The 658-nt window shown below is 64.7% G+C and carries 2 protein-coding genes; both read right to left on the minus strand.

The window, feature by feature from the left end:
• On the minus strand, positions 1–290 hold a 290-nt coding region (locus ALA01S_RS31325; RefSeq protein WP_066343700.1), incomplete at its 3' end, for a hypothetical protein.
• Positions 256–658 (minus strand): transposase (locus ALA01S_RS31330; protein ID WP_174548681.1); only part of this gene is annotated, 403 nt, incomplete at its 5' end. The genes ALA01S_RS31330 and ALA01S_RS31325, both read right to left, overlap by 35 nt.

The raw sequence follows: 658 nt of genomic DNA on the forward strand, positions 1-658 counted from the left end.
GGTTCCAGGTATGGCGCCAGCAGGGTGGTGACGAGTTCGGCGGTTTGCTTCAGGTCGGCTGCTGGGGCCGGCAATGGCTCCCAGCGACCGGTGTGACTGTGAAACGCGGCCGTGTACTTGTTGCGGGCGACTTCGGTCAGGCGCGCCACGGTCTCGACGGTGTCGTCACGGTGCATCTGGATCAGCAGATGCTTGCCGTAGGGACGCACGTGAGCGGCAGTGTGGCCGGTGAGTTCAGCGAGGTAACGCTGTAACTCAGCGGCGGCGGCTTGGGCGAAGGGTGCGGGCATTGCGGGGGACCTTCTTGGGTTCGCCGGTTTGCAACTCGAAGCCGGCGAACGTCCATTTGAACGGCTTGGGCGAGACGTTGCGCTGTGCGATGAAGGCCTCGGTGCGCTGGCGCAAATGCTGCGTGGAAGTATGGCTGGCGTGGCGCAGCACGCGGCGCGTGTAGATCCCGAACAGCAGCTCGATCTGGTTGACCCAACTGGCATGCAGCGGCGTGAAGTGAAAGACGAAGCGTCCGCCGTGCCGGGCGTTGAAGTCGGCCCACACTGCCTGTGCGCGGTGCGTGTTCAGGTTGTCCCAGACGACGTGCACGGTGCCCGACGGATACGCGCACGCCACCTCTTCCATGAACGCCACCAAGTCGGCCTGT

Origin of the sequence: Azohydromonas lata NBRC 102462 (assembly GCF_001571085.1) — a bacterium.
GTDB lineage: Bacteria > Pseudomonadota > Gammaproteobacteria > Burkholderiales > Burkholderiaceae_C > Azohydromonas > Azohydromonas lata.